Origin of the sequence: Candidatus Aquiluna sp. UB-MaderosW2red, assembly GCF_900100865.1 — a bacterium.
Classification (GTDB): domain Bacteria; phylum Actinomycetota; class Actinomycetes; order Actinomycetales; family Microbacteriaceae; genus Aquiluna.
Window position 1 is genome coordinate 722,564 of record NZ_LT627734.1, and the last position, 23,989, is coordinate 746,552.

24 protein-coding genes and 1 tRNA gene are annotated in these 23,989 nt (G+C 50.3%); 14 read left to right on the forward strand and 11 right to left on the reverse strand.

The features are described 5' to 3' along the window. Window positions 1-72: 72 nt before the first annotated feature. Complete coding sequence (locus BLP47_RS03740) at window positions 73-921, forward strand: DsbA family protein (protein WP_091850506.1); 849 nt, start codon at window positions 73-75, stop codon at window positions 919-921. On the opposite strand, the gene BLP47_RS03745 is transcribed toward BLP47_RS03740, so the two are convergent. After that, on the reverse strand, window positions 922-1,395 hold the full coding sequence (locus tag BLP47_RS03745) for a hypothetical protein (protein ID WP_091850508.1): 474 nt from the start codon (window positions 1,393-1,395) through the stop codon (window positions 922-924). Window positions 1,396-1,515: 120 nt separating this feature from the next. Between BLP47_RS03745 and BLP47_RS03750 the strand changes: the two genes are divergently transcribed. The 8 genes from BLP47_RS03750 (at window position 1,516) to BLP47_RS03790 (ending at window position 10,697) form a co-directional block, all read left to right on the forward strand. Next, complete coding sequence (locus BLP47_RS03750) at window positions 1,516-1,842, forward strand: DUF898 family protein (RefSeq protein ID WP_249883394.1); 327 nt, start codon at window positions 1,516-1,518, stop codon at window positions 1,840-1,842. A gap of 134 nt (window positions 1,843-1,976) precedes the next feature. After that, window positions 1,977-3,329, forward strand: a complete 1,353-nt coding sequence (gene gdhA, locus BLP47_RS03755) for an NADP-specific glutamate dehydrogenase (RefSeq protein ID WP_249883396.1) — start codon at window positions 1,977-1,979, stop codon at window positions 3,327-3,329. A 102-nt stretch (window positions 3,330-3,431) separates the two neighbouring features. After that, the gene (locus BLP47_RS03760) at window positions 3,432-4,037 is read left to right on the forward strand and encodes a hypothetical protein (protein WP_157671459.1); all 606 of its coding nucleotides are present in this window, start codon (window positions 3,432-3,434) and stop codon (window positions 4,035-4,037) included. A gap of 358 nt (window positions 4,038-4,395) precedes the next feature. Continuing rightward, complete coding sequence (locus BLP47_RS03765; RefSeq protein WP_091850514.1) at window positions 4,396-5,538, forward strand: site-specific integrase; 1,143 nt, start codon at window positions 4,396-4,398, stop codon at window positions 5,536-5,538. Window positions 5,539-5,769: 231 nt separating this feature from the next. Then, window positions 5,770-7,209: a hypothetical protein gene (locus tag BLP47_RS03770; protein WP_091850516.1), complete on the forward strand. Its 1,440-nt coding sequence runs from the start codon at window positions 5,770-5,772 to the stop codon at window positions 7,207-7,209. Between the two features lie 945 nt (window positions 7,210-8,154). After that, on the forward strand, window positions 8,155-9,063 hold the full coding sequence (locus BLP47_RS03780; RefSeq protein WP_157671463.1) for a hypothetical protein: 909 nt from the start codon (window positions 8,155-8,157) through the stop codon (window positions 9,061-9,063). 169 nt (window positions 9,064-9,232) lie between these two features. Further along, a complete protein-coding gene (locus BLP47_RS03785) occupies window positions 9,233-10,195 on the forward strand; it encodes a PASTA domain-containing protein (protein WP_091850521.1) in 963 nt (320 codons plus the stop codon). Between the two features lie 49 nt (window positions 10,196-10,244). After that, window positions 10,245-10,697 carry a hypothetical protein gene (locus tag BLP47_RS03790; RefSeq protein ID WP_091850523.1) on the forward strand — a complete coding sequence of 151 codons (453 nt, stop codon included), beginning with the start codon at window positions 10,245-10,247 and terminating at the stop codon, window positions 10,695-10,697. A gap of 175 nt (window positions 10,698-10,872) precedes the next feature. On the opposite strand, the gene BLP47_RS03795 is transcribed toward BLP47_RS03790, so the two are convergent. Next, complete coding sequence (locus tag BLP47_RS03795; protein ID WP_157671465.1) at window positions 10,873-11,841, reverse strand: DUF4352 domain-containing protein; 969 nt, start codon at window positions 11,839-11,841, stop codon at window positions 10,873-10,875. Between the two features lie 97 nt (window positions 11,842-11,938). Between BLP47_RS03795 and BLP47_RS03800 the strand changes: the two genes are divergently transcribed. Both BLP47_RS03800 and BLP47_RS03805 read left to right on the forward strand, forming a co-directional pair. Beyond that, the gene (locus BLP47_RS03800; RefSeq protein WP_091850527.1) at window positions 11,939-12,295 is read left to right on the forward strand and encodes a hypothetical protein; all 357 of its coding nucleotides are present in this window, start codon (window positions 11,939-11,941) and stop codon (window positions 12,293-12,295) included. Between the two features lie 383 nt (window positions 12,296-12,678). Then, a tRNA-Thr gene (locus tag BLP47_RS03805) sits at window positions 12,679-12,750 on the forward strand. 1 nt (window position 12,751) lies between these two features. Here the strand turns inward: BLP47_RS03805 and BLP47_RS03810 are convergent. Next, window positions 12,752-13,072 carry a DUF805 domain-containing protein gene (locus tag BLP47_RS03810; protein WP_091850529.1) on the reverse strand — a complete coding sequence of 107 codons (321 nt, stop codon included), beginning with the start codon at window positions 13,070-13,072 and terminating at the stop codon, window positions 12,752-12,754. A 44-nt stretch (window positions 13,073-13,116) separates the two neighbouring features. On the opposite strand from BLP47_RS03810, the gene BLP47_RS03815 reads away from it, so the two are divergent. Then, entirely contained in the window at window positions 13,117-14,514 is a 1,398-nt protein-coding gene (locus tag BLP47_RS03815; protein WP_091850531.1) for an aspartate ammonia-lyase, read from the forward strand. Here the strand turns inward: BLP47_RS03815 and BLP47_RS03820 are convergent. Both BLP47_RS03820 and msrB read right to left on the reverse strand, forming a co-directional pair. Continuing rightward, window positions 14,511-15,242, reverse strand: coding sequence for a DUF554 domain-containing protein (locus tag BLP47_RS03820; protein ID WP_091850533.1), 732 nt, complete (start codon window positions 15,240-15,242; stop codon window positions 14,511-14,513). The genes BLP47_RS03815 and BLP47_RS03820 overlap by 4 nt on opposite strands. Window positions 15,243-15,300: 58 nt before the next feature. Next, the gene (gene msrB, locus BLP47_RS03825) at window positions 15,301-15,717 is read right to left on the reverse strand and encodes a peptide-methionine (R)-S-oxide reductase MsrB (protein ID WP_091852894.1); all 417 of its coding nucleotides are present in this window, start codon (window positions 15,715-15,717) and stop codon (window positions 15,301-15,303) included. 160 nt (window positions 15,718-15,877) lie between these two features. On the opposite strand from msrB, the gene BLP47_RS03830 reads away from it, so the two are divergent. Together BLP47_RS03830 and groL are read left to right on the forward strand one after the other, a co-directional pair. Beyond that, window positions 15,878-16,078 carry a cold-shock protein gene (locus tag BLP47_RS03830; protein ID WP_091852897.1) on the forward strand — a complete coding sequence of 67 codons (201 nt, stop codon included), beginning with the start codon at window positions 15,878-15,880 and terminating at the stop codon, window positions 16,076-16,078. A 148-nt stretch (window positions 16,079-16,226) separates the two neighbouring features. Next, window positions 16,227-17,846, forward strand: coding sequence for a chaperonin GroEL (gene groL, locus BLP47_RS03835; protein WP_091850535.1), 1,620 nt, complete (start codon window positions 16,227-16,229; stop codon window positions 17,844-17,846). Window positions 17,847-17,897: 51 nt separating this feature from the next. Here the strand turns inward: groL and BLP47_RS03840 are convergent, their stop codons facing one another. Genes BLP47_RS03840 through BLP47_RS03865 form a run of 6 tightly spaced genes read right to left on the reverse strand, consistent with a single transcriptional unit; the run spans window position 17,898 to window position 23,940 of the window. Next, window positions 17,898-18,185 carry a WXG100 family type VII secretion target gene (locus BLP47_RS03840; RefSeq protein WP_091850537.1) on the reverse strand — a complete coding sequence of 96 codons (288 nt, stop codon included), beginning with the start codon at window positions 18,183-18,185 and terminating at the stop codon, window positions 17,898-17,900. Between the two features lie 57 nt (window positions 18,186-18,242). After that, on the reverse strand, window positions 18,243-19,691 hold the full coding sequence (locus tag BLP47_RS03845) for a cell wall metabolism sensor histidine kinase WalK (RefSeq protein ID WP_091850539.1): 1,449 nt from the start codon (window positions 19,689-19,691) through the stop codon (window positions 18,243-18,245). Between the two features lie 15 nt (window positions 19,692-19,706). Then, window positions 19,707-20,399, reverse strand: coding sequence for a response regulator transcription factor (locus tag BLP47_RS03850; protein ID WP_091850542.1), 693 nt, complete (start codon window positions 20,397-20,399; stop codon window positions 19,707-19,709). Between the two features lie 49 nt (window positions 20,400-20,448). Then, complete coding sequence (locus BLP47_RS03855) at window positions 20,449-22,077, reverse strand: DNA repair helicase XPB (protein ID WP_091850544.1); 1,629 nt, start codon at window positions 22,075-22,077, stop codon at window positions 20,449-20,451. 9 nt (window positions 22,078-22,086) lie between these two features. Continuing rightward, on the reverse strand, window positions 22,087-23,700 hold the full coding sequence (locus BLP47_RS03860) for a helicase-associated domain-containing protein (protein ID WP_091850546.1): 1,614 nt from the start codon (window positions 23,698-23,700) through the stop codon (window positions 22,087-22,089). Then, window positions 23,701-23,940: a hypothetical protein gene (locus tag BLP47_RS03865; RefSeq protein ID WP_091850548.1), complete on the reverse strand. Its 240-nt coding sequence runs from the start codon at window positions 23,938-23,940 to the stop codon at window positions 23,701-23,703. Between the last annotated feature and the right edge of the window lie 49 nt (window positions 23,941-23,989).

A 23,989-nucleotide genomic window follows, 5' to 3' on the forward strand; every position in this document is an offset into this window, starting at 1 on the left:
ATAAGTATCGCACCCGAATTAGAATGAGGGGACCTTGTAACAAAGCTGAGACCAAATGAATAAGGAAATCAAATGACCTCCAACCAAAAGCCAACGCGTTCAGAGCAGCGCGAAGAAGCCAGGGCAAGGGCCAAAGCGCAACGCGAGCTGAATGCTAAAAAGGAAAAACGCACCAAGTTATTGGTGCAGCTCTCGGTGGTTGTGGTAGCACTGGGCATCGTCGGGGGTGTTGGCGCGGTAATCGCGATTGATTCAGCCAATCAGGCCGATGCGCCGGTTGTTGGCGAAATTCCCGCCAACCTAACCGCTTTAGGCGGTCTGAAGGTTGGTATTGGGCTGCAAGCTTTTACCTTAGACAAGACCCCGACTCCAGATTCCACTGACCCAATTCCTGAAATCGTGATGTATGTGGACTACCAGTGCCCGGTTTGCCAGGCGTTTGATGTCCCCAACGAAGCCCAACTGCGCTCTTGGGTTGACACTGGTGTAGCTACCCTTGAGATTCGCCCAATCTCCTTTTTGGACCGCGCTTCTTTGAACGCCTACTCCTCGAGGGCAACCAATGCCTCAATGTGCATTGCAAATTTTGAGCCAGATTCCTTCTTTGATTACCACGGCATCCTGATGAATAACCAGCCCGCTGAGCAGACCGAAGGGGCAACGGACGACGAGCTGTTTGCTTTTGCGCAGGATGCCGGTGCTGGAACCGAAGAGGTTAAGGGTTGCATCCAGGCCAAGAGTTTTGGAGACTATATTGAGCAGCACACTCAAAAGGTCTTAAATAATCCGCAAGACGGCATCAGTGTCTCGGGAACCCCCACCATCTTGGTCAACGGCAAGCAGTACACCTGGGCAACCGGTGAAGAGCTTGTGAGTCCTGAGAACTTCGCTCAATTCGTTCAGTCGGCTTCAGCTGAATAGCTAGCCTTCGACCTTCATGGTTACGGCTAGCTGATTGTTATTTTCATTTCCTATTGCATCTATCAGGAGTGCCTCCCAGGTGCAATTGGTGTTTCGCATACCCTTCGGTAAAAAGCCAGTGCCTTCAAAGTTCAAGTCCGTGAGCTTCCCAACCCATCTGCCAGTCCAACTCGGTGAGCCGGGCAAAATTGCAAAGCTCGCGAACTTGGCTGAAGCGCCTTTAATTCCAAGATGGATAATCATTCTTTTTTCGCCATTGTCCATGCAAATAAGATCTGCCTGCTCCAAGTCGCGATCATCACTGATTGAGCCTGAGAAGCTAAAGACCTGATCGGCGCCTGAAATATCGAACTCAGTTTGGGAGACCTGAAACTCGCTAATAACAGGGGGAGTCGAATCGTTTTGGTAGATGAAATAAGCGACACCGGCGGCGATTGCCAAAGATGTATAAACCTGCCAAGACCTAATCTTCAATTTGCTCCTAAGTGTGCCCCAAGGCTACCTGCCCGTGGGGGCCATGTTCGCTAAAAGTGATGACCCCTAGCGCTAGGTTGAGCCAATAAAAGTTAGGTAACCAAAATAAGGAGGCTAGGCATGGAATTTCAGTTTAGGGGTGGAGCTACAACCTATTGGGGTACAGCACTTTTGGGAGCGCTAATCACAATTTTATCCCTCGGCTTTTTGTACCCATTTGCACTTGTGCTGAATGAGCGCTGGCGAGCCAAGCACTCATTCATTGGGGGGCGTCAGCTTGAATTCTCTGGTTCTGCTTTTGGCTTATTGGGTCGGTGGATTCTTTGGTTAGTACTTATTTGTTGTGACTCTTGGAATCTACTCGTTTTGGGTAATTCCAAGACTGCAGAAATGGAAGTGGGAGTTCACAAACTTTGCTACCAAGTAGGTTTTTTGTACCTAGGGTAAAAATCCCTCAACTACAGCGGTAAACTCTCAAACTTGCTTCAAAATTGGCGGCTCGAGCTTTTTTTACTTAGCAAAAACCCATGAGGAAATTTACCGATTCACGCGTCTCAGCGCTCGACCCAAAGGAGCCACTAGTGCACAGCAATCTTGTTGCCAATTTCGATTCAGTCGTGAAGCGCAATCCTGGTGAAACAGAATTCCATCAGGCCGTAAAAGAGATGTTCGATACCCTCTCTGATGTCTTAGAGCGCCATCCCGAATTTGCCAGGCTTTCTGTTGTCGAGCGCATTTGCGAACCGGAAAGACAGATTATCTTTCGCGTTCCATGGATGGATGATTCCGGGAAAGTTCATGTTAATCGAGGCTTCAGGGTTGAGTTCAACTCGGTGCTCGGTCCATATAAGGGGGGCTTGCGTTTTCACCCGAGCGTGACCTTGGACACTGTGAAATTCTTAGGGTTTGAGCAGATTTTTAAAAACGCCCTGACCGGTTTGCCAATCGGTGGTGGCAAGGGCGGGAGTGACTTTGATCCCAAGGGCCGCTCGGATGCCGAGATCATGCGTTTCTGTCAGTCGTTTATGACCGAGCTCTACCGACACCTGGGTGAATATACCGACGTGCCTGCAGGTGACATCGGTGTTGGTGCCCGCGAGATTGGCTACATGTTTGGTCAATATAAGCGAATCACAAACCGCTACGAGGCTGGTGTTTTCACTGGCAAGGGGCTTGAGTGGGGTGGGGCGAGGGTTCGCAAAGAAGCCACCGGTTTTGGAGTTGCAATCTTCACTAATGAGATGCTCAAGACTAAAGGAGACTCGCTTGTGGGGAAGCGAGTCATAGTCTCTGGATCCGGAAACGTTGCGCTTTACGCCATTAAGAAGGTCCACCAACTAGGCGGTGTGGTGGTGGCATGTTCCGATTCAGCCGGCTCGGTCTTTGACAAAGATGGCCTGGATCTTGAGCTTTTGGTTCAGATGAAAGAGGTAGAGCGGCTTCGACTATCCGATTATTCCGCCAAGCGCGGTGGGCTCTCCGAGTATCACGAGGGTCTAAATGTTTGGGAACTAGCCGGGGTGGCAAGCGCCCAGGTAGCACTTCCTTGCGCCACCCAAAATGAATTGCATGAAAAAGAGGCAAAGCTCTTGGTTGCTAATGGTCTGATTGCAGTCGCCGAAGGCGCCAACATGCCCAGCACTCCCGATGCAATACGCGTGTTCCAGCAAGCCAAGATTTTGTTTGCGCCAGGCAAGGCCGCTAACGCAGGCGGCGTTGCGACAAGCGCGCTGGAAATGCAGCAGAACGCTTCTCGTCAGTCTTGGTCATACGAGGAGACTGAAAAGCGCCTCGAAGAGATCATGCGCGGGATTCACGAGGCCTGCGTCACCACCGCCGAGGAATATGGCGCTCCGGGCGACTATATTCTTGGTGCCAACGTGGCCGGTTTTGAAAGGGTCGCTCGGGCGATGTTGGCAATGGGTGTTATTTAGCCAAAGGTCAGCTTCACAATTAGCGTTAGGGGCTTCATTTTGAGAACCACTTTGTGCTTTAGGGCCCGAAGTTCTTGGGGCTTGAGGCGATAGGAGGGGTGAATGATTGAGTCATGCCTTGAGTGCGGGACGAGTAAAAAGCCAGCGGTTTGGTTTTGCGTGAACTGCAATGCTCTAAAGGATCTCTCGGGTGAGATGGCCGACCTTGATTCCAGCGAGTGTCAAGCAGCCGAACCGACAGTCGCTTGCACAGAGTGCGGGAGCCATGTTTTTGAAGAATCCGAATCCTTCTGTCCAGCTTGCGAGTCTTTACAAGGCAGAAATCAAGCGAATTCTTACCACGCAAATTCAGGTGCCGAGCTCACTAACCAGGCTGATGCCAGACCCTCACCTCGAAAGGGCGTCAAAAAGACCCTCATAGTTCTGGGAACACTGCTCTCAATTTTCTCGCTCATTCTTGGGTCTACTCTCTCAGTGGGATTTGGCGGCAGCCCGGTGGACAACGATAGGGCTTGTGTTTATTTCTCTGACGGCTACCAGCTAGCCAAGTCGGAAAATGGTTCTGCCGATAGCATGGGCGCCTGGCGAGCAGCGGCAAGGGATGGGGCAAGCTTTGCCACCGGCCAGCTCGCATTTGAATTGCAAAGGTTTGCGGCCGGTTCAGATGATGGGGAAGCCATCGCGAGTATCACGCGGCTTTGTCGTTAGGGTTCAATGGTTTTAGGGTGAGAGGCTAGTAGCTACCTATCTGAATGCTGAAGTTCAGCCTGGCTTGTTGAGCTGATAGGCTTCCGAGCGTAACAAAGGGGATTTGTCCCCAGGCCGACTTGGCGCAATGGTAGCGCACCACTCTTGTAAAGTGGGGGTTACGGGTTCAAGTCACACTCACTTCGTATCGCGTATTGCTGCGCAATCCCGCGTCGGCTCTGGGGTGTAGCAACTACTTGGTTGTAGGGGCTTTTTATGGATAGCCCAGGCAAGTCTTGAATTGGTAGCAGCTGGTAGCAGAAACAGTATTTAGCGGGCTATTTACAGCAGTGTCCCCTCCAAATAACGGAGGAAAAAGATGTCACAGATTACTAGGCGTAAAGCAACCGTATTCCCCTATCGGGGCAAGTGGCGGGTGCAGTATGTGGACACTTTTGGGAGACAGCGCACCCAAACCGCGGAAACTCGTAAAGATGCTTACCTGCAGCTAGCTGAAATAGAAGGCCAGGTTCGTAAAGGGTTTCTAAACCTCACCCCAGAACAGATACCTAGCCTTGGTCAGTATCTGGACTACTGGCTGCAAAAGCGCGAACAAGAACTAAATCCAACAACCCATTGGTGCTACCAGTCTCACGTTGCCAATAATTTGAAGCCGCTGATGGGAAATTTGCGGCTAGATAGTGTTTCAGCCAGACAAATCCAGGACCTTTATAGCTACCTGTTAGAGGAGCGAGGGTTCAAAAGCGGCACAGTAAGGAAAGTGCACTCTATTTTGAGCTCAGCCTTCAAATTAGCCTTGAAACAAGGGCTAATTACCTATTCGCCACTTGCTGGCGTTTCCCAGCCAAAGTTTGAACAAAAGCAAATAGAAGTCTTCACAAAACAGGAGATGGAATGCCTCCTCAGGCATGCCTCTCAGAAGCCTTCAAAGCCCCATCTGAGGTGGTTACTCGCGCTTCGCTATGGATTGCGACAAGGGGAGGTTTTAGGTCTTAAGTTTGGCGATTTTGACCTTATTTCTAGGACTGTAAAAATCAACCGAACTGTCAATTCATTGCCTGGCAAAGGAGTGGTTGAACTGCCCCCAAAATCTAAGCACTCTCAAAGGACCATCCCGCTTGACGCGAAGGTAATTCAGCTAATTAGTCAAATACAAGACGGCAGCGGGTTTGTGTTTACTGCAGAAGATGGCTCAGCTTTGGAAGCAACAGTTGACCAGCGGCGATGGCGAGCATTATTGGTTGAATCTGGAGTTCGGCACCTGCCACTGCATTCAGCCAGGCACTCCGTTGCCACTCATTTAGTTAATGGGGGAGTAAACCCTCGGATTGTGCAATTGCTGCTAGGGCATTCATCAGCTGCCTACACTCTGGCTACCTATGTCCACCCAAATACCCTAGATATTGCTCACGCTCTGGGAATTGATAGCCCTGGTGTGGAAATACCAATGCTGTTAGCTGACAATAAGAGCGACATACGCCCGCCCAAGGGTGGAAATTGATGCTCAGAGTCTACTAATAGCGCTGATTATTGAGGAAGGGCATAGGTGGCCTAGTAGCCGTTAACCGCAAAACCTAGGGGCCGATAAGGGGGTGCCACACGCTGTTAGTAGATAAGAGAGGAGGCAGTAGCCAAGGCTCTGTCAAGGACAATTTTGGGCATAAGCAACTAGCGCTTGAGACGCCAGCCTTCACTTGATGCGCCTTGAGTAAAGCGACGCACTTTCAATGCATTGCGTGCATCAAAGGTCTCAGCTGGCTATGCTTTTGGTAAAGTTTTTTGGGGGCGGGGGGAGTACGTGAAAAACTGTATTGCATGCGACGAAGAAATTAAAAGCGCTGCGCTCCTGTGCAAGCACTGTGGGACGAAGCAGGACGACCCTAGCTACCTAGTTGCGGCTCAACCAGCTTTAGAAGAAGAAAACCAACCCAACAATCTTCAGTCAGTCAATGCTGATGAAGCGTCTGTGGGCCATGACCGTAAAGCTGAATCACCAACCACAAATGATTCGCTTGATTTTTTCTGCCCAGATTGCCTCACGTGGCAATCTAAGTCCTGGAAATACTGTGATAACTGCGGCAATCTTATTTACGTTTCAAGCGTCCCCATTCCCGCTGCAAAAGACAATTCGGGTGATGATTCCTTACCTAGATTGGGCGAGGTTGGACCTTCAAGGTTTCCAAAGCGGCATCGCAAGGCGGGCTTGACAGTACTAGGGGTGATTGTTCTCATTGCCATAAGCGTCGCTGTTCTAAATCCATTCGGGCTACTTATCGCGGGCAGCGAGAATGCAGCTACCAATGACGACGCTACCAAGACCAATTCTGAAGCGTCCTACGAGCTTTCGCCAGAGGAGATGCAAGCGGTCGCAGAAGAAAACAGCGAGCTTATTGATAGGGTGCTGAAATCCGCAATTGTCAAAATTACGGGTGACTATGTTGCTGGCGAGGGCTGTGCCGATGTTTGCTCGCGCATTTCTGTCAAGCTTGAATTTCGGTCGGATGAACTATACGAATTAAACAAGCTTTTTCTCGGGGGTCAATTCTCAGTTGTGGATTCCAGCGATAAAAGGGTGTTGCTTGAAGCGCCGATTCTTTCGCTGTCCACACTAAAAATCTTTGAAGAAGTTACCTTGGAGTCTTTTTATCTTCCTGGCGCTAATCTTGCCGCAAATATTCATATTGGCCCCTCCGATGAAAGAGACATTGATGCTTTTCTCAGCGCTAGTGCTCTCAGCATTAATGAGTTTGCTTTTTTGCAAGATTCGTCTTTGAGATTGGACAGTAGCAACAAGCTGCCAAGGTTGGCCAAGTTGGTGAGCAGTCTCATAACTAGTGGAATCTGTGAAAATTCAACCATTGAGGTTTATGAGAGTGAGACTTGGTGCACGGGTGACTTGGGTGGAGAATCCTACACGCTCATAGTCGCAAATACAGGGGAGAGTATTACTGGCCAAATTGCTTATGCGGCTGACTCGCCTGAGCAACTTGTGTTTGTGGGAAGCGGCTGGTCTTTCATAGCAGGGGGAATGACTTTATCTCCCAGAATTTTGTACGAAGTTGAAAAGATGGGAACCTTCGTGGTCTTGGGTGGACTATCCCTCTGCCCTGCACTCGGGGCGACTGAAGATATGCCGATGGAGACATGCTTTACGCATGCGATGAGCAATTAGGGCGAGGACTGGGGGCACATGATGAGGTGTGAATTTTGCAATTCACCTGCAAGTGAAGCTGCACGTTACTGCAGAGATTGCGGCGCCTCTCTTCGTGATGCAAAGAGAGCATCTGCCATCAAAGCTGCTTCCCCAATAAAAGCGAGCAATACGTCGTCTGCGAGCCTTGCAGGTAAGTCACCCTCGTTCTGGATTTCAATTTTAGGCTTCGGCGCAATCCTAGTGATTTTGGCAGGTGGTCTTATGAGTAACGACAGCGGCGGGAATGGCGGCAGTCAAGCGCCGACGTCTGCCTTCTACGACGCAGGTTACAATTTTGGTCGCAATAATATTGGTAGAAATACGGACCGACAAAGTGCCTACAATCAATGCAATGGTATGGCCAACACGGTGAAATTCAACAATCCAAGTGCAACAAATTCAGAGCTAACAGATTGGGTCAGGGGCTGCATGGCCTACGTGGCGAACTAGTAACATTGACACAAAAGTGAAACGAAAAAATTGCAATAAAGCCTGCCAATAATTTGACCCTTGCCCCATGATTCTCTTTGGCCATCCAGTTATGAAAACTTTCTGTGTTGTTTGCGAGCTGCGGTAGGTAGAAGTGGTAGCTCATGCACTAGTGGTTACTCATTGGCCTAATAGGTGTGCTTAAGAGGCTGAAATCGCCAGTAGCGAACAGGCTGTGTCTCGGGCGTTTCTTCTCAGGGTGCCTGGCAGTATAGGAGTATCCCTTCAAGGGCAGTGGAGTAGTAAGAGTAGTTGCCTTGCAGGCTTGTGGGAATGGCACTGAAGACCGTCTAAGCCAGTGACGGATGGGTGTGCAAAGTCGGCCTAGAGAATCTGGGGCATCAGCCAGCCCTATGAAGTCGTCGCAAATCAATTCAAAGCGTTGCTTTGGGTGGTTTGCGGCACTCAAAGCACCAGTTCCTAAGGTGCGACAAATTGACACGTTCTTCCAGCGAATCAAAAGCGGGCAAAGAGCAAAAGAGTATTTACTTATCTACTTCCACTTCTCCTACCTCCAATGCTGCACTAGCAAAAAAAGAGATAGAGAGTCTCAGAATTGCTATGTGTTCCTTTACTTCTATTAGGGGAGTGACTAGTTGCGGTATGAAACTCCTTCTCGTCAAGGTATCTCTCGGTAAACGCGAAGTTGTTGAAGTAACTGACCATTGCAAGAACAAGCATGTTTGTCCATCATGCATGAATTACCAGTACTGGAAATTCGGAAAGCGACTTGGGGTAGCAATTGGTTCTTGGCTTGACCTTGGAGGGGCAGTCTTCACGCAGACACTAACTCTTCCCAACAGAAACAAGAAACTCATTTATAAGCACGAAGACCTAGCACGAGTATGGACAGCGATGGGGAAGACAAAGAGGTACTCCTCCCTCAAACGAAAATCCGGCATGAAACAGAGCTTGAGGGTTCTGGAGGATGTTCTTGGCATCAAATATTCATTTCCCCACTTCCATTTGACTTGGTTTTTTCAAGAGCGGCTACAAATCCAGGAAATGGAGGCTTTTTCCAGAGAAGTTGCCCAGCTTTGGCAGCTTTCGGCCGATAAATGCGGAGTTCGTGGAGTTCAATCAGTGCAACAGTGGTCAGGCCCTATACAGAGTTCAATAACTGGATACTGCAACTACCTTTTCAAGCACGGGTACTTTGACCTGAATTTCCAACCCAAGGACCCAGGTAATTCAAATAGGGGGCTAAAGCCACTTGACTACCTAAGGGTTCTAGTGGCCACTGGGGATTATGAGATGCTCAAGACTTGGTTAGATTACGAACAGGCGACCTCGCATCGCCACAGAATCCAGCCATCAAAAGGATTCCAATGGGGGAAAGAATAGCCACTCACTGACCGTCACCTTTCTTCCGTGGACAACAGCCTCAAGGTAAAACTGTTGAAAATAGCCTCTTGAGATATCCGATACCTGCTCTCCACATGGGATGCCCAAACTACTCAAGTCATGTCAGCAAAATTAGTGGCGGCTTTGCACCGCCAGGCGATTAACTATTGTGGCCAGATTCGGGAAAAGTGCTGGCCCAGCCTGCAATCAGCCGCTACTGATTGCGGGCACTCTGTCAATTGCCAAAGTTGTCATTCTCTGGCTTCTGTATTACGATCTAACAATTGATTGGGGAATCATGAAAAAACTGGCAGTTTTATTAGTTGCTGCATTATTTTTGGCTGGCTGTACAGACCAAGGAAGCGATGGCTCTTCTCCATCTGCTTCTCAAAATGCGAATGCCGAAAGCCCCGAGAGTACCCCAGCTCCCAGCTCAAGCCAACAACTGGACCAACCCGAACCTGAAACCGAAGTATTTGACAGCTTAGGTGCAGCAAATGTGGTCCTTGATAGCTTGAATGCCAACAGCAGCTTTACCTGGGGCGCACAAGGAGAAGATGACTACGAAGGCGCTCCAGTCCTAATCGCCACGCCTGAAGGGGTCTTTTCAGAAGCTAAAGAGGGGTGCATAGTTCTTGCCTGGGACTCGGTTGATTATGACTATCAGGAACGTCTCGCCCTCTGGGAGGGCACAACCGACTTACCTGGGCAAGCAGTTTGGATGGGAGCTTCAGAAGGTCTACTCGTTGAACTTCGTGCTTTCAGCCCCGAGGCTGAGTGTTATTTAGATGCCAAGGAGGCTCTGGGTTGGGACCCTGAACTTAGTCCTAGTTTTATTTTTCCAGAAGCAATTTCTGATGGGGGTTCCTCCCAGCAAAACAACACTCAGCCGACACCTGAGATGGTGAAGATGCCAAACCTGATTAATTCCACTGAGTACGACGCCACGACGTGGCTGCGGAACAACGGTTATAAATTTAGCGTTTCAGCCAACTATGGATTTAATCCTAAGCTCTCACTTTGCATTGGCGGTAAGGGGCTCGTGACTGGCCAAACGCCAAGAGCAGGTTCTGAGGTTAAGAACCAAGCTGGAACAAGCGTGAGGTTGAATGTTGATTGCGAGTGGCGCTAGGGGGCTCGGCAGAACAGTGTTAGACCATGGCAAAGGAAAGGCTGAGTGAATGGCAATAAAAAAGAAATACGAAGACCTGATAACCGTTGGTGGGCCTGCAAGTTCCAACTTGGAAAATTCAATTCTCACCCTTAACAAGGCTGGATTCAAAAAAGTCTCACAGAGGGCCCCTCTAATGAGAGTGACTGGGGACTGGAAACCGATGATTGGGACCTTACATGGTGACATCACCCTTGACTTCGCAGAGTTAGAGGGCAACACCAAAATCACCATCACTGTGGTGGCTGCTGTAGACAATGCTTATGCACTCATCAGTAGCCCTGGAGAACGGATAAAGAATAAATTCCTTGAGGAGTTTGGGAAAATTTCACTGGAGCCTAGTTCTCAGGTAAAACCAGACGTTACTGCAAGGTTGGCCGAATTGGAAGAGCTTAGAACTAATGGCGTAATTTCAGATGAAGAGTACTCTCAGGCCCGAATCAACATAATTTCTCGCAATTAAAGGTTTTAGCCTTTTCTGTAAATTCGGGCGAGACCAAGCCTTTTCCGACTTGCGAAGCGAACAGTTCAGTAAGGAAATTTGCAAACGTCTTTAGTGACTGATGCACTCTAAAAAAAGCTTTGAATAACTGAGCCGCTTTAGCGATGCATTCAGAACAGCGTTGAGCTCTTCTTCATTAGCCCAGGTCAGATTCATCAATCAGGAATGTGACCGAGCTTCCGAAGAAGTCGTGCTTATAGGTGAACTCGTAGAATGAGAGGGCTGGGACGTCAAAGGCGACTTCTCCTCTTAGCTTTGAGCCTGCGGGGATGGAACCATCAAGGTCACCTTTCACATCGGCAAAGTAACCAACGCTGTACTGATAAAGGTCTGAGCCTTTAAGGTCAAAACTAGCTAGCGATGAGACACTTGCTTCCTCATCGGAAGTGTTCTCAATTGTCATGTCCAGAATTAAGTAAAAGTCATTATCAGGTCCGCTGAACGAGTCCTCCTCGGAGGACCTAACCGAGTTGAGCGTGATGGTAAAGCCAGGTCCTTCAGCAGTATCCCCGACTCCCAACCCCACGCTTGAGTTGCTCTCTTCTGGGGCAGCTGACGAGGCTATATTCAGGTCGGATGCGGCAATTCGGAAAGTAATTGAATCTGCGAATAAGTCATGAGAGTAGAGAAGAGAGTAGAACTCTAATTCGGGCACATCAAATGCTATTTCCCCTCGCAATTTTGACCCTGGTGCAATTTCGCCTTCAAGCCCACCTTTGGTGTCTGCGAAATAATCTTGGTCATACATGTAGTCGTCAGAACCTTGAAGCTCAAAACCGAAGATGCTACTGACGCTGTGTGAGTCATTGCCCGTGTTCTCAATAGTCATGTCAATTAGGAGAATGAAGTCATTGTCTGGCTCTGAAAATCCTGACTCTACTGTCGTGCGAACAGAGTTGATTATTACCGTGTGGTCGCTGGCCACGTAAAGCTCCCCAACTGCCCAAGGTCCATTGCCCTGGGAGGTTGATTCTTGTTGACTACTTGATTCACTGGCGGCACTATTGGCTGCATCCTCAGGCTCATTTGCCCCCGATTCGCTGGAGACCACGCAACCTGACAGAGTCAGGAGCATCGCGGCTCCAAGTGCTAGATATTTCCCCAATTGATTCTCCCCCTTGTTTTATCAATTACCGTTAATATACAAACGGGGGGCCACGAGGTCAACCAGAGCAATTAAACATTTAGGGGGCTTCAAAATTATGAAGACAAGACCAATTATTTCTGTAATCACAATGCTGCTTGGCTTGGGATATGCGATTCTAGTTACTACCTCAACAGGCTCAGCATTTGGCGACGCTGCAGCTGAAGGTGATGCCGAGGCAATCGGAGCAGGTCTGGGCGTTGCACTGCTGTTGCCACACATCCTGTTGACATGGCTTGCGGTAGTTTTCAACATACTGGGCTACTTCACCAGAGTTCCTGGGTTCACATTGACTGCAGCCATTATTTACACAGTTGCAGCTTTCCTGGGCTTCTTCAACATCATTTTCCTCATCCCAATCGTGATTCTTGCCTTCATCTCTTGGGTGCAAGAGAAAAAGCGCAAAACTTCATAGAGTTGAGACAAAGCGGGCTTGGCATACAGCTGAGCCCGCTTTTTCATGCCCACAACTTTTTCCATTTATCAATTCTGTTGGTATCGCAGACTGGGGGCGACCCAGGAGTCCTGCTCACCCCTTTTTGAGCGGGCTACCCCTAAAACGCCCCTGCAGCCAGGCTGCTTTGTCTTCAAATTGTGGTAGCAGCTGGTAGCAGGGTTTGTCTTTGGGGTGCATTAATGTAGAAGGTAACAACTAAACATGGGGACACTGCACGCGGCGCTCGCTGCGACGTAAGAGGGGGTCATAGGGGGAGAATCCCCCTAAATCCAAGGGAAATGCTTACAACTAGGTGCCGATAAGCGATTATCCATTAGGCTATGGCGGGGCTAAAACCCCAGGCCGACTTGGCGCAATGGTAGCGCACCACTCTTGTAAAGTGGGGGTTACGGGTTCAAGTCCCGTAGTCGGCTCTTATTTAGAAATCGATTTAGTTTCACGAGCTGGCTGAGCCAGCTGAACTACCAAGATAATCCAACCCACTACTGGAACCAGTAGCCAAAAAAAGTTACCCATTCCTTTGCCGGCGTCGCGCAGCCTTCTTGCAGAAGCGGCGGCCAGGGGAATAATGGTGATTATTGCGAGGAAATTAGAAAGCCCGCCCGAGATAACTCCCAGCGCAGCCGATGCAACCGTCAGGGCTAGAAAAAAATACCAATAGTCAGCTCGAGTGGTCTTTCCTGTAAATGTCGAGAATTGGGCAAATGCCAGCTTGGTCGCAGTCCAGAGTTCCATGCTTAGGAGACTACCGTGTCGAAGTTAGGAGGATACTTATAGGCATGACGGCAACGAGGCTCGAAAAAGACCTGCTCGGCGAACGAGAAATCCCATTTGAGGTTTACTGGGGAGTGCACACCCTAAGAGCGGTTGAGAATTTCCCGATCAGCGGGGTATCAATTGGGCACTACCGCTCTTTTGTTAGGGCGCTGGGCTTTGTGAAAGAAGCTTCGGCGACGGCCAACTTAAAGCTTGGCGCGCTGACTCCCGAGATAGCAGCCCACATCATCGCTGCATCCAAAGAGGTGCAGGAGGGGTTATTGGATTCTGAGTTCGTGGTTGATGCCATCCAGGGCGGAGCCGGCACATCAACGAACATGAATGCCAATGAGGTGATTGCGAACCGAGCACTTGAAATGGCGGGGCATAAAAAAGGTGACTATAAATTCATAGATCCCCTAAACCATGTGAATGCCTCCCAGTCCACAAACGACGTTTATCCAACCGCCATCAAGGTCTCTCTGATTATTGAGATCCTTGCTCTGATTGATGAAGTTGAAGCCCTAAGGGGAGCAATAAATATCAAATCAAAAGAGTTTTCCGAAGTCATCAAGATGGGTAGAACCCAGTTGCAAGATGCCGTGCCAATGACTCTGGGTCAAGAATTCGCCGCATGGTCACAGACGCTTTACGAAGATCAGGGCAGACTCCGCGAGATGATTCCACTGCTTAGTGAAATCAACTTAGGTGGAACAGCTATCGGAACTCAGCTGAACACTCCCGAAGGTTACGCGCAGGTGGTGTGCGCCGTTCTGAGCGAGGTTTGTGATCACGAATTCACGGTTGCCGAAAACCTGATCGAAGCGACCAGCGACACCGGGGTGTTTGTGTCCACTTCCAGCACTCTCAAGCGCTTAGCTTCAAAGCTCTCAAAGATTTCGAACGACCTCAGGCTGCTTTCTTCTGGACCGAGGGCTGGCTTCGGGGAGATCAACCTGCCTGCCAGGCAGGCAGGTTCCTCGATGATGCCCGGCAAGGTGAACCCGGTCATGCCCGAGGTTATGAATCAGATCGCTTTCACGGTAATTGGCAATGACCTGACCGTCACCATGGCGGCTGAATCTGGGCAATTGCAGCTAAATGCCTTTGAACCGATTATTGCCAGGGCCTTGATGATGAGCATTGTTTATCTCAGGCGTGGCTGCAAGGTTCTGGGGGAGTATTGCATCGAAGGAATCACCGCTAACACTGAATATCTCAGGCACACCGTTGAAAATTCAATTGGGCTGGTGACGGCGCTCGCGCCGAGATTGGGTTATGAAAATGCTTCGGCCATCGCCAAGCACGCCCAAAAAACCGGCCAGTCAGTCAAGCAGGCCGCCATGGAATTGGGTCTAATGACTGAAGCCGAGTTTGATGCCCTATTAGGAGATGTGAAGAAGCTCACCGGGCAGAGCTAAAGAATCACTCCGACCAAAACCGTAAGCAGTGGGGCAAACAAAAGTGCTGGAAGCAAATCTGCCACGCTCACCATTCTGATCTGCATGAGTCGCAACGCTGTTCCAAGGAGCAGAACCCCACCTGTGGCAGTAATCGATGCGATGACCGCATCCGACATCACGGCGCCAGCGCCAAGAGCGGCCAGTGTTAGAAGACCCTGCCACAGCCCAACCGGAATGAAGGAGAACGCGACTCCCCACCCCAGGGCCGCCGCAAAGGCGATTGCCGTGAAACCGTCAAGAGTAGATTTCAGAGCCAGGACTTCAATGCCCTGACCGAGTCCGTCTTGCAAGCTGCCCAATACCGCCATCGGTCCAATGGTGAATAGTAGAGAAGAATTAACAAAGCCCTCAATGAAGCGTTCTTTGTCTTTTGATTCACCCCTCGAGGTTTTGTGCTGAAGCCAGCTGCCAAATTCGGATAACCGCTCTTCTATTTTCAGAAGCGATCCGAAAACTCCCCCCATTAGTAGTGCACCCAAAACAACCAGGAGCGTCCCAGAGGTTCCAACGGTTTGGGTAAAAGCTTCATCTTGCAAGGCCGAAAGGTTTAGGGCGCCGATTACTAAAACTACCAATCCCATGGCATCGGTCAGGGTTCTAGACATCTTTTGAGGCAACCGATGGCCCAAAAGCACTCCCAGCCCAGAACCCACAAGGATTGCAAAAATATTAATTACTGTTCCCAAAGCCTGGCCACCTGCGATTCTTATTTCTGGGCTCAGGCAAAGCTTAGTGAGCTGCTAATCAGGCCTTGGGTTTAAAGATGATGCTCACTGAGTTGATGCAGTAGCGATCTCCGGTTGGAGTTTGCGGGGCATCATCAAACACGTGCCCTAGGTGCGATCCACAGTTTGAGCATCGAACTTCGGTGCGGCTCATGCCGTGGGCCTTGTCCTCGATGTATTCGATCGCAGCGTTGTCTTGCGGCTTGTAGAAACTCGGCCAGCCGCAGTGCGAGTCAAATTTGGTGTCTGCAACAAATAAGAAGGCATCGCAACCGCGACAGTGGTAACTACCCTCACGTTCTTCTTTTAGGAGCTCACCGGTGTACGCGCGCTCAGTGCCCGCCATCCTAAGTACGTGATATTCGAACTCTGAAAGCTCAGTTTTCCACTGCTCATCGGTTTTATAGACTTGGTATTTAAATTCGTTTTCAGCCATATCTGTTTTATAACCCTTCGATAACACATTTCATGCCCGTCGATAAGACTATCTTTTTGAGCTGTTAGAGCGTAAACTTTTCTTCGTCGAGTAAGAACAAAGGTTTTTCTTGATGCATTCGTGAGTTACGCGAGTGCGTAACGAGCATCAGGAGCAATACATGGCACAGGGAACCGTAAAGTGGTTTAACTCTGAAAAGGGTTTCGGATTCATCACACAGGACGGCGGACCGGACGTTTTCGTTCACTTCTCCGCTATCACAACTGATGGGTACCGCGAGCTAAAAGAAAACCAGCGCGTCGAATTCGACGTAAAGAGCGGCGACAAAGGCCCACAGGCCGAGAACGTCGTACCTCTATAAAGCTAGTTCTCAAACTAAACGAAGGCCGATGCGCTTATTGCGTATCGGCCTTCGCTTGCACTCGGGGGCTTAGAGTGGCAAAATGTAGTTAGCACTCTACACACGTGAGTGCTAAAACCAAGTCTTAGTGCAAACGGGAGAAACCCAAATGGCAAAAATTATTCACTTTAATGAAGATGCTCGTCGCGGCTTAGAGCGCGGCTTGAACATCCTGGCTGACACGGTCAAGGTAACCCTTGGTCCACGTGGCCGCAACGTAGTCCTAGAGAAGAAGTGGGGAGCCCCTACCATCACCAACGATGGTGTCTCAATTGCTAAGGAGATTGAGCTCAGCGATCCGCTAGAGCGAATCGGTGCAGAGCTCGTGAAGGAAGTTGCTAAAAAGACCGACGACGTAGCTGGCGATGGGACAACCACCGCAACCGTCTTGGCCCAAGCGCTTGTCAGAGAGGGTCTGCGCAACGTTGCAGCTGGAGCCGATCCAATCAGCCTGAAGCGCGGCATCGACAAGGCATCAGCAGCTGTTTGCGATGCCCTTTTGGCAATGGCAATTCCAGTTGAGACCAAGGAGCAGATTGCTGCCACCGCGTCGATCTCTGCCGGAGACAGCGTTATTGGTGAGATTATCGCCGAGGCAATCGACAAGGTTGGAAAAGAAGGTGTGGTTACCGTTGAGGAGTCAAACACCTTCGGTATCCAGCTGGAGCTAACCGAGGGTATGCGCTTTGACAAGGGCTATGTTTCTGCATACATGGTCTCAGACCCAGAGCGCCAAGAAGCAGTTCTCGAAGACGCCTACGTTCTAATTGCAAACAGCAAGATTTCCAATATGAAGGACCTGCTTCCAATTGTTGACAAGGTCATGCAGTCGGGCAAGCCACTTCTAATCATCGCCGAGGACATCGATGGCGAAGCCCTAGCAACCTTGGTTGTAAACAAGATCCGCGGCATCTTCAAGTCGGTAGCCGTCAAGGCTCCTGGCTTTGGCGACCGTCGCAAGGCAATGCTTCAGGACATCGCAATTCTGACCGGTGGTCAGGTAATTGCAGAAGAGGTTGGCCTAAAGCTTGAGAACACCGACCTAGCAATGTTGGGCCGAGTCCGCAAGGTGGTAATCACCAAGGACGAGACCACAATAGTTGAAGGTGCTGGAGACCCAGAACAGATCAAGGGCCGCGTTGAGCAGATTCGTCGCGAGATTGCCGCAACTGACTCTGATTATGACCGTGAGAAGCTGCAGGAGCGTCTAGCGAAGCTTGCTGGTGGCGTTGCGGTTATCAAGGCTGGCGCAGCGACTGAAGTTGAGCTAAAAGAGCGCAAGCACCGCATTGAGGACGCAGTCCGCAATGCCAAGGCTGCTGTTGAAGAGGGTATCGTCGCCGGTGGTGGCGTGGCGCTTCTTCAGGCATCTTTGATTGCGTTCAAGGACCTGAACCTAGTTGGCGATGAGGCAACTGGTGCAGAAATTGTTCGCGTAGCCGTTTCAGCGCCACTGAAGCAGATTGCCATTAACTCTGGCTTGGAGCCAGGCGTGGTTGCCGAGAAGGTGGCAAACCTTCCTGCTGGTCACGGTCTAAACGCTGCAACCGGTGAGTATGTTGACATGCTTGCAGCGGGTATTAATGATCCAGTCAAGGTAACTCGTTCCGCTTTGCAGAACGCCGCTTCGATTGCTGGATTGTTCCTAACCACTGAGGCAGTTGTTGCCGAGCGACCAGAGCCAAAGTCCGCAATGCCTTCTGACCCATCAGGCGGCATGGACTTCTAAAGAGTTCAAACCAAAAAAACAGGAGGGCGAAAGCCCTCCTGTTTTTTGTCTTTAAAGGAAAAGTCGCTGGTTGGCCTGTTCAATTTCGGAATATTGCCCGGCCGCTACAGCCAGAGCCTGGCCTATTTGCCCCAGCTGGGCCTCTACCGAGTCGGAGGTAATCTTCCAGCGCTGAACTAAGTCCTGGAAGCTCATGGCCGCCTGGCCCTGCCAGGTGTCGTTGAGCGAGTGGAGTTGGCCTTGTAGGCCATGAATTTCGCCTTGCAGGCGTGCGATAGTTGCTTGGATGGCGCCATTGGCCGCCAGTACTCGTTCTGAATCTACTGAGAAATAAGTCATGGCAACAGTTTCAGGGTTGAGGTTCTCATTGCGTTTGTGAAAATGCGAAACTGTGGATTAGGCCTTGGTTATTGAAGCTGTGGAGGGGAGTTCAAAATTAAAGGTTGCTCCGCCACCTGGAGTCTCGGAAACCCAAATTTTACCCTGGTGGTTCATCACGATGGCGCTTGCGATTGCCAGGCCAAGCCCTGAGCCTCCGGTGTCTCGATTGCGTGAGTTGTCGACCCTGTAGAAACGATCAAAGATTTTTTCTCGAAGCGGTTCAGGGATTCCTTCACCATGATCAATTACCTGCACCAGAACTTTGTCCTTGCTTGCACTTAGGCGTATCGCAACCTCGGAGTTTTTTGGAGCAAAGCGAGCAGCGTTTGCAACTAGGTTGGTTAATACCTGCTTGATTCGATCGGCGTCGATCTGGATTTCAATGAGTTGCTCATTGGTCTCAAATGCAAATTTCACATCTGGGTTGGCCACCGATGCATCTTTGACTACCTGTTTTGCAAGCACTACTAACTCGTGGCGCTCCTTGTTTAATGAGCCAAGCTCATCTAATCGAGTGAGGGTGAGTAGGCTCTCGACCAATCCGCTCATGCGGATGGCCTCGGACTCGATTCGCTGCATGGCCTCGGCAACATCCTTGGGTTTTTTTATTGCACCCATGCGATAGAGCTCAGCATATCCGCGCACCGTGACAAGGGGGGTTCTCAGCTCATGACTCGCATCAGAGACAAAGCGGCGCATTTGATTCAAAGTCTTATCTTTTCCAGAAACAGCGCTCTCAATGCTATCTAGCATGCTGTTTAGTGCCCCGTTGAGCCTGCCAATTTCGGTCTTGCCGTGTCTTTCTACCAGTCTGGAATTGAACTTTCCAGCCTTTACGGCAGAAGCTGTGCGCTCAACTTCTTTTAGCGGCCTGAGGGCCGAGTTTATGGTCAACCAGATGCTAAGGCCAGAGACCACCAGCAGGAAGATTCCAAATCTTGCGCCAATCACCCCGTATTGCGCAATGATTTGGCGATTCGAGCTCGTGGGTAAGGCAACTACTACCGAACCGTTGGCACGAGTCAGGGGAATGGCGACCATGCGCCAGTGAGAATCTAGCCCCCCTTCCACTTGTACTTCTACGTCAAACGGGGTTGCTTCTGTTTCAACTACCGCGTCGAGCGCTAGAAAAGAGAAATTGGGCACGGTTCTGCCACCACCGGAGGCAGAGACCAGGCCTAAGAATTGATTACCCTCGGCATCCAATATGGCAATGTAATAATCGCTCGGCAATGAGGGTAGTGCGAGGTCCCCGGAGCTGACTCTTTGCTCAAGTTGGAGGGGGTTTTCGCTTCTAAGGGAGTTGGCGGTGGAAAGTAGGAGTGCATCGGTTGTTTGTTGAAGATATGTGGATAAAAGCGCTACGGTTCCCGCACTCGACACGGTTAGCAGAAGCCCAATCAAGCTCACCGCTAGAGCGGTGAGCTTGGATCGGAGCGAAATGCGCTCCCATATCGCGAGCATCTTGGGTTTCAAGTTTTAGCCTTTGGGGCCTTTCAATAAGTAGCCAACACCGCGCTTAGTGACAATTAGTGGTTCTTGACTTAGCGGGTCCAGCTTCTTTCTCAGATAAGAAACATAGCTCTCTACGATACCCATTTCCCCGTTGAAGTCATACTCCCAAACGTGATCGAGAATCTGCGCCTTGGTGAGCACTCGATTCGGGTTGGAGGCCAGATATCTTAAGAGTTGGTATTCGGTGGGGGATAGGTCGACAACTTGGCCTGCGACTGAAACCTCGTGAGCGTCCTCGTTAATTTCTAGTTCGCCCACGCGAATCAACGAGTCGCTATCATCGCCTTTTCCAGTTCGCCGCATGATTGCCGAAATTCTCGCCATAATTTCATCGAGACTGAAAGGCTTTGTAACGTAGTCGTCGCCCCCCACTGTGAGCCCGGTGACCTTGTCCTCGGTGTCGTCGCGGGCAGTCAAAAACAATATCGGAGTCTCGATCCCCATTCCACGAATTTTTTTGGTGACTCCAAAACCCGAAATGTCAGGAAGCATCACATCGAGTAGCACAATGTCTGGCTGGGTCTCGATAATTTTGTTTATTGCATCCGTGCCGTTGGGGGCAGTGAGAACTGTGTGTCCGGCAAAGCGCAAGCTTGCCGAGAGAAGGTCACGAATGTTTGGCTCATCATCAACTACTAACACTTTTAAGGATTCCATAGGTCAATCCTGCGCCTCTTAGCTGTAAGTAGTCTGTGAAATAGCTGTATCAGATGTCTTCGCTGTCCAATATCTCGTAGCTGTAGCCCTGTTCAGCCAAAAAGCGCTGCCGGTTCTGGGCGAAGTCTTGCTCGACCGTGTCGCGAGCAACAACCGTGTAGAAGGCGGCGGAACGGCCATCAGCCTTGGGCCTCAAAAGCCTTCCAAGTCGCTGCGCCTCCTCCTGCCGAGATCCAAAAGCTCCAGAGATCTGAATGGCAACCGATGCCTCGGGTAGGTCAATCGAGAAGTTTGCAACCTTGGAGACCACAAGTGTATTTAGCTCACCCGAACGAAACTTATTAAATAATGCTTCGCGCTCGTCAACCGGAGTTGCTCCCGTGAGCTTAGGAATATTCAGTGCCTCGGAAACCGTATCAATTTGATCCAGGTACTGGCCGATAATCAGAGTCGGCTCGCCCTTGTGCTTTGCTAAAAGCTCTTTGATGATTGCCAGTTTCTGAGGAGAGGTGGCAGCAATTCTAAATCGCGACTCTTGATCCGCGATGGCATATTCCATACGTTCTTCATCGGGCAGGCTAACTCGAACCTCATAGCAATTCGCAGGCGCAATATAGCCTTGCGCCTCAATTTCCTTCCAGGGAGCGTCGAAGCGCTTTGGCCCAATCAGCGAGAAGACGTCTGACTCTCGGCCATCCTCGCGAACCAGTGTCGCGGTGAGGCCGAGTCGACGCCTTGCTTGCAAGTCAGCGGTCATTTTGAAAATGGGAGCCGGCAAGAGGTGCACTTCGTCATAGATGACCAAACCCCAGTCTCGGGCGTTCAGTAATTCCAGGTGGGTAAATTCGCCTTTTCGCTTTGTAGTGAGGATTTGGTAGGTGGCGATAGTTACCGCTGCTAGGTTTTTATGGGCCCCGGAATATTCGGCAACATCTTCTTGCTCGAGTGAAGTTCTTGCCAAAAGCTCGTCGCGCCACTGTCTTGCGGAAACCGTGTTGGTCACCAGAATCAGGGTATTAGTCCCAGCCGAAGCCATTGCCGCTGCACCAACCAGGGTCTTTCCCGCCCCACAGGGCAAAACCACAACCCCCGAACCGCCCAGGTCAAATTTCTCCACGGCTTGGATTTGATAATCGCGCAAGTGCCAGGAGTCTTGTTTTAGTTTGATCTCGTGCGGGGTTCCCGGGGTGTAGCCGGCATTGTCCTCGGCTGGCCAGCCGAGCTTCAAGAGCTCTTGCTTAAGTTGACCACGGGCCCAGTCTCTTACTCTGAAACCACCCTCAACTTCGCCCTCTAGAAGATTTGCAATTCTTCGATTCGATGAAACTTCGGCCAGAATGGATCTGGAATCGCTTTTTAGAATCAGGCCGATTGCATCCCTAGAGATGAGTAGCTTTCCAAAGCGCGCTATCGTCTCCTCAATTTCTTTGGAGACACCCTGAGGCACGGGGTATTTCGACCATTTATTTAAAGAACTAAGGATGAAATCCGCATCATGACCGGCTGCTCGAGCATTCCAGAGCCCAAGCTTTGTGATGCGATAGGTGTGAATGTGCTCTGGCGCGCGTTCCAGCTCGGCAAAGATCGCGAGCTCGTGACGAGCTTCATTGGCATCTTGGTGGTCGGTTTCAAGAAGTACCGTGCGGTCGGATTGAATAATCAGAGGCCCCAAAGACATCCCTATATCCTAACTGAGCCAGACCGCTTTGATTCTTGCCATCGGAAGGGTCAGCTCAGCCTCTTTTTCTAGGTCCCTACCTCTGATCCGGTTGCCGGCTATTCCAAGCGGTTCAATCTCAAACTCCTTCAGCTGTCCATCCGGCAACTCGACTCTTAGGGTCACTTTGAGTTTATTTTTTAGTGCAAAGTGCAATTGCCGAGTCATGTCCTCTTGCGCTGGCTCCTGAGATTCACCGGAAAGTAGCAACTCTGCCTGCTGATTGGCTGCAGCTTGATCTATCAGCACGGGTTCGGTATCAATTCTTTCCCTGGGGGAGATTACCTGACCTGATTCATCAACCATCACCGCGGCATAACCGGCCGCCCGCAAATTAAAGTAAATGAGTTGACTTTGGAACCTAGAGCCGAGCTGATTTTTAGCGGTGGGCTTGAGTTGCAACGGGGCCAGTGAAGATTCGTTGGATATTTGCATAAGCAAGATTTCGTCATCGGATTCGATTATCGTGCCAAGCGCCGAACCTAAGACCGTGAGCTCACGGAACCTTGATTCTGATTCGGCTAATAGATACTGAACCGGCTGTGGCAATTCGTGGTTGCTGTGGCTGGCAAGAAATTCGCGAATCTCGGTGACACTCATTCCGACCTCTAGGGCATGCGAAATACTTAGGGCGCTGAGTCGGAAACGGCAGGCCAAACCCAAGTCTTCGGATTCGGTGAACACGTCTAAGGTTCGGTGCAGGCTTGGGGTAATTGGCCCGGGTGATGTGATGCTCAAATCGGATTGAACTATTAGTTTGGATACCGGCTCTGGCAACATTTCGGACACCAACTTAGCCGCTTTTGGAATTGAGGTTTGGGCGGCGAGCAGAAGTTTTGTCGGAGCACCTTGATCAATCAGGCCGATTAGTGAGCCGAATGCCAGCAGCTTCACATCGGCTATCGGCCGAAGCGGAAAAGCGGCTTGCAACTGCTCAATTAGGTCTTCGTCAGTTAGCTCGATAGCCGGAAGGTCCATGATGCTCTCGGCAAGTAGCTCCCAGCGTTTAGGGTGATCGGCCGATAGCCAAGCGTGCCCTTTATCAGTTGCCACCCAACGCTCAGCATGCGACCGAACCAGTCCGGCGTGCATTGCAAACTGGAAAATCTTTTGCACACGATTGGCGGCCATTTTCACCGTGAGGCCTAACTCTTTGGCATCTTGGGCCTTGATTCCGGATCGAACCAAACCAAGCCAGTGTCGCTCGCAGGCAAATAGCGATTCGGTGATTGTCAGCAGGGTTTCATGAATTACTAGGGAGTCGCCCGGTTCCGAGAGGTGCTTATGGGTTGGGGTTGCAAGCTCCGGCATCAGCGCCCCAGCTTGCTCAAACACATTGTCACTGCTAGCCAAAAGAGCGTGAGTCAAGTTTTTGGTTGGTTTTTTATGCTCTAAGTCCTCCAGGTCTTTTGACCCAAGGTTTCTTATTCGAGACTCCAATTCACGCCTCGATAACAAGAGCCTTGACAAATCGAATAGGTCCTGGCAGTTTTTGGTCTCTGAGACGCATGAACTTATGACCGCTGCCAGCCTGGCTTGGTCTAGCTGCTTTAGGGAGCCAGCGAGGGTGAGTAGGTCAGACAATTAATCCTTATTTCCCTTAGTTCGGGTGATGATTGATGCGATTAGGAGTCCGATAATCAGCAAAAAGCCAACTGGTAGACCGATCAGCGGAAGTTGCGCCAACAAGACCGGCATGTCGGAGACTTTGAAAAGTGTTAGCACCAAGGTAAGAAGAATCGCAAGAATCGAGGCCCCAATTACTCCGACCGCCATATAAGCCAGTGTTACCTCTACTTGTGGGCGCTTGCGTTTTTCGGACATCCAACAACTCTAACCTTTCGGCTACAGTTATGGCAGGTTCGTGGAAAGA

Bases quoted from the DNA above. Each gene is read 5' to 3' on its own strand.
- BLP47_RS03760 (WP_157671459.1), top strand. From the start codon at position 3,432: ATGATTGAGTCATGCCTTGAGTGCGGGACGAGTAAAAAGCCAGCGGTT.
- BLP47_RS03800 (WP_091850527.1), top strand. From the start codon at position 11,939: ATGAAGACAAGACCAATTATTTCTGTAATCACAATGCTGCTTGGCTTG.
- BLP47_RS03750 (WP_249883394.1), top strand. From the start codon at position 1,516: ATGGAATTTCAGTTTAGGGGTGGAGCTACAACCTATTGGGGTACAGCA.
- BLP47_RS03865 (WP_091850548.1), bottom strand. From the start codon at position 23,940: ATGTCCGAAAAACGCAAGCGCCCACAAGTAGAGGTAACACTGGCTTAT.
- BLP47_RS03815 (WP_091850531.1), top strand. From the start codon at position 13,117: ATGACGGCAACGAGGCTCGAAAAAGACCTGCTCGGCGAACGAGAAATC.
- msrB (WP_091852894.1), bottom strand. From the start codon at position 15,717: ATGGCTGAAAACGAATTTAAATACCAAGTCTATAAAACCGATGAGCAG.
- BLP47_RS03740 (WP_091850506.1), top strand. From the start codon at position 73: ATGACCTCCAACCAAAAGCCAACGCGTTCAGAGCAGCGCGAAGAAGCC.
- BLP47_RS03840 (WP_091850537.1), bottom strand. From the start codon at position 18,185: ATGACTTATTTCTCAGTAGATTCAGAACGAGTACTGGCGGCCAATGGC.
- BLP47_RS03850 (WP_091850542.1), bottom strand. From the start codon at position 20,399: ATGGAATCCTTAAAAGTGTTAGTAGTTGATGATGAGCCAAACATTCGT.
- BLP47_RS03790 (WP_091850523.1), top strand. From the start codon at position 10,245: ATGGCAATAAAAAAGAAATACGAAGACCTGATAACCGTTGGTGGGCCT.
- BLP47_RS03810 (WP_091850529.1), bottom strand. From the start codon at position 13,072: ATGGAACTCTGGACTGCGACCAAGCTGGCATTTGCCCAATTCTCGACA.
- BLP47_RS03765 (WP_091850514.1), top strand. From the start codon at position 4,396: ATGTCACAGATTACTAGGCGTAAAGCAACCGTATTCCCCTATCGGGGC.
- BLP47_RS03855 (WP_091850544.1), bottom strand. From the start codon at position 22,077: ATGTCTTTGGGGCCTCTGATTATTCAATCCGACCGCACGGTACTTCTT.
- BLP47_RS03845 (WP_091850539.1), bottom strand. From the start codon at position 19,691: ATGCTCGCGATATGGGAGCGCATTTCGCTCCGATCCAAGCTCACCGCT.
- groL (WP_091850535.1), top strand. From the start codon at position 16,227: ATGGCAAAAATTATTCACTTTAATGAAGATGCTCGTCGCGGCTTAGAG.
- BLP47_RS03830 (WP_091852897.1), top strand. From the start codon at position 15,878: ATGGCACAGGGAACCGTAAAGTGGTTTAACTCTGAAAAGGGTTTCGGA.